The sequence below is a fragment of the Bradyrhizobium acaciae genome (genome assembly GCF_020889785.1).
Lineage (GTDB): Bacteria > Pseudomonadota > Alphaproteobacteria > Rhizobiales > Xanthobacteraceae > Bradyrhizobium > Bradyrhizobium acaciae.
In genome coordinates, this window is record NZ_JACMYK010000235.1 from 1 (window position 1) to 6,881 (window position 6,881).

A 6,881-nucleotide genomic window follows, 5' to 3' on the forward strand; every position below is an offset into this window, starting at 1 on the left:
ATCGAGCACGCCGGGCAGCGAGGTCGCGATCGCGTTGACGCGGCTGGAGAGGAACCGGTTGGCGCGACCGAGCACCGCGTTGGCATCGTGAATGATGCCGGGAACGCCGAGCATCCGCGCCGCCACCAGCGGCGGCAAGGTCGGGTAGCCGCCGAAGCCGACGACGGCCGCGGGCTTCAGCCGGCGCACCAGGTTGGCGGCAACCAATGTGCCGTAGCCGAGCATCAGCACGGTCTGCGCCAGCGAGATGGGATTGCGACCGCGCACCGTGGCGCTCGGCACCAGGTCGATGCTCTCCCGGCCGAACAGGCCGGAGTAGCGCAACGCGCGGCCGTCAGTCGCGAGCCGGACGCGCAGGCCACGCCTGAACAGTTCCACGGCGAGCGCTTCGGCCGGGAACAGATGGCCGCCGGTGCCACCGGCCGCCAGCAGAATCAGGGGCGCGTTGTCCATGACCGCCTTTTATATCGTCATTGCGAGCGAAGCGAAGCAATCCATAGCGCGGCAAAACGGACGGATGGATTGCTTCGTCGCTTCGCTCCTCGCAATGACAACAAGAGCCACCTACGCGTAGGCGCGCTGAGCACTGGCGCCTTCCATCGATTCGATCTCGGTGCGCGGTCGCTGCCGAGTCAGCGCCAGCATCATGCCGACGCCGTAGGCGAGCGAGACGAAGGACGAGCCGCCATAGGAGATGAACGGCAGCGTCATGCCCTTGGCCGGGATCAGTTGCAGATTGACCGCCATGTTGATGGTCGCCTGCACCCCGAACAGGATCGCAAGCCCCGACGCCGCAAAGCGCGAGAACATGTCCTCGGTGGCATAGGCGCGGGTCAGCGTGCGGATCACGATGAAGCCGAACAGCGCGACCAGCATCAGGCAGAGGATGATACCGAACTCTTCCGCCGCGACCGCGAACACGAAGTCGGTGTGGCTGTCGGGCAGGCTGCGCTTGGCGATGCCCTCGCCCGGCCCGAGCCCGAACCAGCCGCCGTTCCAGAACGCCTCCATCGCGGTGTCGACCTGGAAGGTGTCGCCGGAAGCGGGATTCATGAAGCGCTTGATGCGGCCGGCGACGTGCGGCACCAGCAGATACGCGCCGAACAGGCCCGCGCCGGCGGCGCCGGCGAGCCCGAACACCCAGATCATCCGCATGCCCGCGATGAAGAACAGCGCGCCCCACACGGTGAGGATCAGCATGGTCTGACCGAAGTCCGGCTCCATCACCAGCAGCGTGACGAGCGTCATCAGCAGCACCAGCGCCATCGAGGTCGCCGGCATCTCCGGCCGCTTGGTCGATTCCGCGAACAGCCAGGCCGCGACGATCACGAAGGCGGGCTTGGCCGCCTCGGAGGCCTGGATGTTGACGCCGAGCAACGTGATCCAGCGCCGCGAACCCTTGACCTCGGGCCCGATCAGCAGCGTGAGCACGATCAGCACGATCGACACCGCGAACACGATCAGCGCAGTGCGCCGGATCTGCCGCGGCGTCATGAACGACACGCCGATCAGCACGATCAGCGACGGCACCAGGAACATGACGTGGCGGTTGAAGAAGTGGAACGGATCGAGCCCGATCCGGGTCGCCACCGGCGGGCTCGCCGCCAGCGACAGGATGACACCGGCCAGCATCAACGCGGCGATCGCCACAAGCAGCAACTTGTCGACGGTCCACCACCAGTCCGAGAATGGGGTGCGTTGGTCACGGGCGAGCATGGGTGTCCCCAGATGGCAGAGAGAACGTCCATTCGTGGCGCAGGATGGTTTCCAAGCGGTTAACAGGTTGGGTAACTTTTGGGGGAGTTGGTTTGCCATCCCAAGCACACTGTCGTCATGGCGAAAGCCAGGACGACGATGGGGATAGTTCGCGATTCAAGGCGTCAAATATACGGCGTCATCACCCGCGAAAGCGGGTGATCCAGTATTCCAGAGACGGCTGTGCTTGAACCGAGAGGGCGCGGCGTACTGGATCGCCCGGTCGAGCCGGGCGATGACGTGTCGTCACACCACCGGCTTCACACCCGGCAGTGCCCGTACGATGTCGCGGAAAGCCGCGCCGCGGATTTCGAAATTGCGGTACTGGTCGAACGAGGCGCAGGCCGGCGACAGCAGCACGACGGCTTCAGCAAGACCCGAGGCCTCCGCATCGCGCGCGGCGCTGGCGATGGCGACGTCGAGCGTGCCGGACATCTCGTGCGGGACGCGCTCGCCGAGCGTGCCGGAGAATTCTTGCGCCGCCTCGCCGATCAGATAAGCCTTGCGAATGCGCGGGAAATAGCCGGTCAGGCTGGTGATGCCACCGGCCTTCGGCTTGCCGCCTGCGATCCAGTAGATGTCGGCGAACGACGACAACGCATGCGCGGCCGCGTCCGCGTTGGTGCCCTTGGAGTCGTTGACGAACAGCACGTTGCCGCGGCGGCCGACCTGCTCCATGCGGTGCGCGAGGCCCGGAAAGCTGCGCAGCCCGTTCTGCAACACATCCGTGGCGATCCCCATCGCCAGCGCGCAGGCAGAGGCGCAGGCCGCGTTCTGCGCATTGTGCAGGCCGCGCAGCGAACCGATGCCCCCCAGCCGCGCGATCTCGCTGCGTGCGGCACCGGACGCGCGTACAATGGTCTCGTGCTCGACATAGAGGCCGTCAGGCAGCGGGTTCCTCACGGAGATGCGCACCACGCGCTTGCCGGCGCGATCGAGCCGGTCGGCGATGTTGCGGCACCAGATGTCGTCGACGCCTGCGATCGCGGTGCCGCCTTGCTGTACGCCCGCGACCAGCCGCTCCTTGACCGCCGCGTAGTGCTCCAGCGTGCCGTGGCGGTCGATGTGATCCTCGCTGATGTTGATCAGGATGCCGACCGAGGGATCAAGCGACGGCGCGAGGTCGATCTGGTAGGACGACATCTCGATGACGTGGACGCGGCCCATCCGCGGCGGCTCCAGCGACAGGATCGCGGTGCCGATATTGCCGCCCATCTGGGTGTCGTAGCCGGCAACCTTCATCAGGTGCGCGATCAGCGCGGTCGTGGTCGACTTGCCGTTGGTGCCGGTGATGGCGACGAACGGCGCGTTCGGCGCATGACGGCGCCGCTCGCGGCAGAACAGTTCGACGTCGCCGATCACCTCAACGCCCGCCTCGCGCGCCTTCAGCACGCTCCAGTGCGGCGCCGGATGGGTCAGCGGCGCGCCGGGGGTCAGGATCAGCGCGGCGAAATTCGCCCACGACACGGTGCGCAGGTCAGCGGTGGTGAAGCCGGCCTGTGCCGCCCTGGCGACATTGTCGGCATTGTCGTCGGCCGCGATCACCTCCGCGCCGCCCGCCTTCAGCGCCTCGCAGCTCGCGAGCCCGGAACCGCCAAGCCCGAACACCGCGACCGTCTTGCCGGAGAAGGAGGTGACCGGGATCATGATGGCGCTCAGCGCAGCTTGAGGGTGGAGAGGCCGGCGAGCGCCAGCATCACCGAGATGATCCAGAACCGGATCACGATCTGCGGCTCGGTCCAGCCCTTCTGCTCGAAATGATGGTGCAGCGGCGCCATCCGGAACACGCGTTTTCCCGTGAGCTTGAACGAGGTGACCTGGACGATGACCGAGACAGCCTCGAGCACGAACAGGCCGCCGATCACCGCGAGCACGATCTCGTGCTTCACCGCAACCGCGGTGGCGCCCAGCATGCCGCCGAGCGCGAGCGAGCCGGTGTCGCCCATGAAGATCGAGGCCGGCGGCGCGTTGAACCAGAGGAAGCCCAGGCCTGCGCCCAATACCGCGCCGCATAGCACCGCCAGTTCGCCGGTGCCGGCGACGTAATTGATCTGCAGGTATTCGGCGAACACCGCGTTGCCGGTGAGATACGAGATCATGCCGAAGCTCGCGGCGGCGATCATCACCGGCACGATGGCAAGGCCGTCGAGGCCGTCGGTAAGGTTCACCGCGTTGCCGGCGCCGACCATGACGAAGGCGCCGAAGATCACGAAGAACCAGCCGAAATTGATCACGAGGTCCTTGAAGAACGGAATCACAAGCGAGGTCGAGGAGACGTCGCGGCCGAGCCGGACCAGCGCGTAGGTGGCGGCAAGCCCGATCGCGGCCTCGATCAACAGCCGCAGCTTGCCGGCGAAGCCACTGTGTGACTGCTTTGTGACCTTCAAGTAATCGTCATAGAAGCCGACGAAGCCGAAGCCGAGCGTCACCGCCAGCACGATCCACACATAGGGATTGAGCGGATTGGCCCAGAGCAGCGTCGACACCACGAGCCCGGACAGGATCATCAACCCGCCCATGGTGGGCGTGCCCTTCTTGGAGATCAGATGCGACTGCGGCCCGTCGGTGCGGATCGGCTGGCCCTTGCCCTGCCGCAACCGCAAATGATCGATGATCCATGGCCCGAACAGGAATACGAACAGCGCGCCGGTCACCATCGCTCCGCCGGTGCGGAACGTGATGTAGCGGAACACGTTCAGCGCGCTGCGGAATGCCCCAAACCCCGGAACGGTGTTGGACAGTTCGATCAACCAGTAGAACATTCAAAAAGTCCTATACCGCTTCTTCGTGCGCGGCCTTGTCGGGGAAGCGTTTTTCCAGCGCGCTGACAATGAGCTTCATCTTCGATCCCAGCGAGCCCTTCACCATGATCACGTCACCGGCACGGACCGCGGCGACCGCCTGCGGTTCGAGCGCCGCCGAACTCTCGGCATAGCCTCCCCGCTTGCCGGTGGAAAGGGCATCCCACAAATTCCGCATCAGCGGACCACAACAATATACGAGGTCGACGCGGTTGGCCGCGACGGCTTCGGCGAGGCCGCGATGCAGGTCAGGCCCGGTCGGCCCGAGTTCGAGCATGTCGCCGAGCACGGCGATACGCCGGCCATGCGGTCCGACCTTGGCCTGGCCCAGCACGTTGAGGGCTGCGCCCATCGAGGCCGGGTTGGCGTTGTAGCTCTCGTCGATCAGCGTCGCCTCGCCATGGCCGACCTCGACGGTGCGGCGCAGACCACGACCGGTCGGCGCCTCGAGCTGCGACAGCGACAACGCCGCGCGCGCGATGTCGGCACCGAGCAGCGAGGCGCCCGCGAGCACCGCGAGCGAGTTCATCGCCATGTGGCGGCCGGGCATGCCGATCTTGTAGGTGATGTCATGGTCGAGGATATCCGCGTGCACCGCCGAGCAGGTCGCGTGCAGCGAGAGGTCGAGCAGCCGCGCATCGGCGCGCTTGTCGGTGCCGAACGAGACGATGCGGGAGATGCCGGCCTTCTTGGCCTGCTTCTGCAACCGTGCGAATTGGCCGTTGTCACGGTTCAGCACGACGGCGCCGCCAGGTTCGACGCCCAAAAAAATCTCCGCCTTGGCGTCTGCAATCGCCTCGATGCCGGCGAAGAATTCCAGATGCACCGGCTCGATCGTGGTGATGACGGCGACATGCGGCCGCACCATCTTCACCAGCGGCGTGATCTCGCCGGCATGGTTCATGCCGATCTCGAACACCGCAAAGCGCGTGCCCGCCGGACAGCGCGCCAGCGACAGCGGCACGCCCCAATGATTGTTGAACGACGCCACCGATGCATGGGTCTCGCCCTGCGCCGACAGCACACGCCGCAGCGCCTCCTTGGTCGAGGTCTTGCCGACCGAACCGGTCACCGCGATGATCTGCGCGTTGAGCCGCGCGCGCGAAGCGTGCGCGAGTTCGACGAGCCCTGCGAGCACATCGTCGACCACCAGCAGCGGCGCGTCGGCGGGAAATTTTGCGCGCTGCGCGGCCTCGACCACCGCAAGCCCGGCGCCGGCCTTCAGCGCCGTCTCGACGAAGGCGTGGCCGTCATGGACGTCGCCCTTGATCGCGAAATACGCCTCGCCCGGCGCGATGGTACGGCTGTCGATCGAGAGTCCCGTGACACCGTCCGGCAGCGTGCCTTGCGTCGCGGCGCGCATCGCCGTCGCCATCGCATCAGACGTCCATAACAGCGTGCTCATGCGCCCTCCGCAGCCAAAGCGGCAGCAACCGCCTCATGATCGCTGAACGGCAGCGTCGTGCTGCCGACGATCTGCCCGACCTCGTGGCCCTTGCCGGCCACGACCAGCGCATCGCCCGGCTCGAGAGCCGCGATGCCGGCACGGATCGCGGCGGCGCGGTCGCCGATCTCGCGCGCGCCCTTTGCGGTTGCCATGATCGCGGCGCGGATCGCCTCGGGCTTCTCGCTGCGCGGATTGTCGTCGGTGACGATGATCTGATCGGCATTCTCGGCCGCGATCGCGCCCATGATCGGACGTTTGCCGGCGTCGCGGTCGCCGCCGGCACCAAAGATCACGACCAGCTTGCGCCTGGCATAGGGCCGCAGTGCCTGCAAAGCCTTGGCGAGCGCATCGGGCTTATGCGCATAATCGACGAAGATCGGCGCGCCATTGTGCTCGCCGACGAATTCCAGCCGGCCTTTTGCGCCCTCGAGATGTTCGAGGCAGCCGAACACGTCTTCGGTGGCGCTGCCGGTAGCGATCGCAAGACCCGCCGCGACCAGCGCGTTCTCGATCTGGAATTCGCCGACCAGCGGCAGCCGGATTGCGTGCCTGCGGCCGCGATGTTCGATCGCGAGCTTCTGGGCAAAGCCTTCGATCGCGGCGTCCGTGAGCTTGATGCCATCGGCGGCATCGGCGTTGCGGCCGACCGTGATGATGCGCAAGCCGCGCTCGCGCGCTGCGCCGATTACCTCGGGCGAGCAATCATGATCGGCCGAGATCACGGCGGTGCCGCCGTCGACGACAAGATCGCGGAACAGCCGGAGTTTTGCGTTCAGGTAGTGCGCGACATCGGGATGATAGTCCATGTGGTCGCGCGACAGATTGGTGAAGCCGCCGGCGGCGATGCGCACGCCGTCGAGCCGATACTGGTCGAGGCC

At 66.4% G+C, this 6,881-nt stretch carries 6 protein-coding genes; all 6 read right to left on the reverse strand.

Features of this window, described 5'->3' with window-relative positions; genetic code table 11:
- On the reverse strand, nt 1-453 hold a 453-nt coding region (locus tag H8A92_RS39010), incomplete at its 3' end, for a glycosyltransferase (protein WP_229200585.1).
- A gap of 111 nt (nt 454-564) precedes the next feature.
- A complete protein-coding gene (ftsW, locus tag H8A92_RS39015; RefSeq protein WP_229200586.1) occupies nt 565-1,716 on the reverse strand; it encodes a putative lipid II flippase FtsW in 1,152 nt (383 codons plus the stop codon).
- A 285-nt stretch (nt 1,717-2,001) separates the two neighbouring features.
- A complete protein-coding gene (gene murD, locus H8A92_RS39020; RefSeq protein ID WP_229200587.1) occupies nt 2,002-3,402 on the reverse strand; it encodes a UDP-N-acetylmuramoyl-L-alanine--D-glutamate ligase in 1,401 nt (466 codons plus the stop codon).
- An 8-nt stretch (nt 3,403-3,410) separates the two neighbouring features.
- The gene (mraY, locus tag H8A92_RS39025; protein WP_229186816.1) at nt 3,411-4,517 is read right to left on the reverse strand and encodes a phospho-N-acetylmuramoyl-pentapeptide-transferase; all 1,107 of its coding nucleotides are present in this window, start codon (nt 4,515-4,517) and stop codon (nt 3,411-3,413) included.
- Nucleotides 4,518-4,527: 10 nt separating this feature from the next.
- Nucleotides 4,528-5,961, reverse strand: a complete 1,434-nt coding sequence (locus H8A92_RS39030) for a UDP-N-acetylmuramoylalanyl-D-glutamyl-2,6-diaminopimelate--D-alanyl-D-alanine ligase (protein ID WP_229200588.1) — start codon at nt 5,959-5,961, stop codon at nt 4,528-4,530.
- Nucleotides 5,958-6,881, reverse strand: a 924-nt coding sequence (locus H8A92_RS39035; RefSeq protein WP_229200589.1) for a Mur ligase family protein, incomplete at its 5' end; no start/stop codon positions are given. The genes H8A92_RS39035 and H8A92_RS39030, both read right to left, overlap by 4 nt.

Excerpts from the sequence above, each read along its gene's own strand:
- ftsW (WP_229200586.1), bottom strand. The coding sequence starts at position 1,716 with ATGCTCGCCCGTGACCAACGCACCCCATTCTCGGACTGGTGGTGGACC.
- murD (WP_229200587.1), bottom strand. The coding sequence starts at position 3,402 with ATGATCCCGGTCACCTCCTTCTCCGGCAAGACGGTCGCGGTGTTCGGG.
- mraY (WP_229186816.1), bottom strand. The coding sequence starts at position 4,517 with ATGTTCTACTGGTTGATCGAACTGTCCAACACCGTTCCGGGGTTTGGG.
- H8A92_RS39030 (WP_229200588.1), bottom strand. The coding sequence starts at position 5,961 with ATGAGCACGCTGTTATGGACGTCTGATGCGATGGCGACGGCGATGCGC.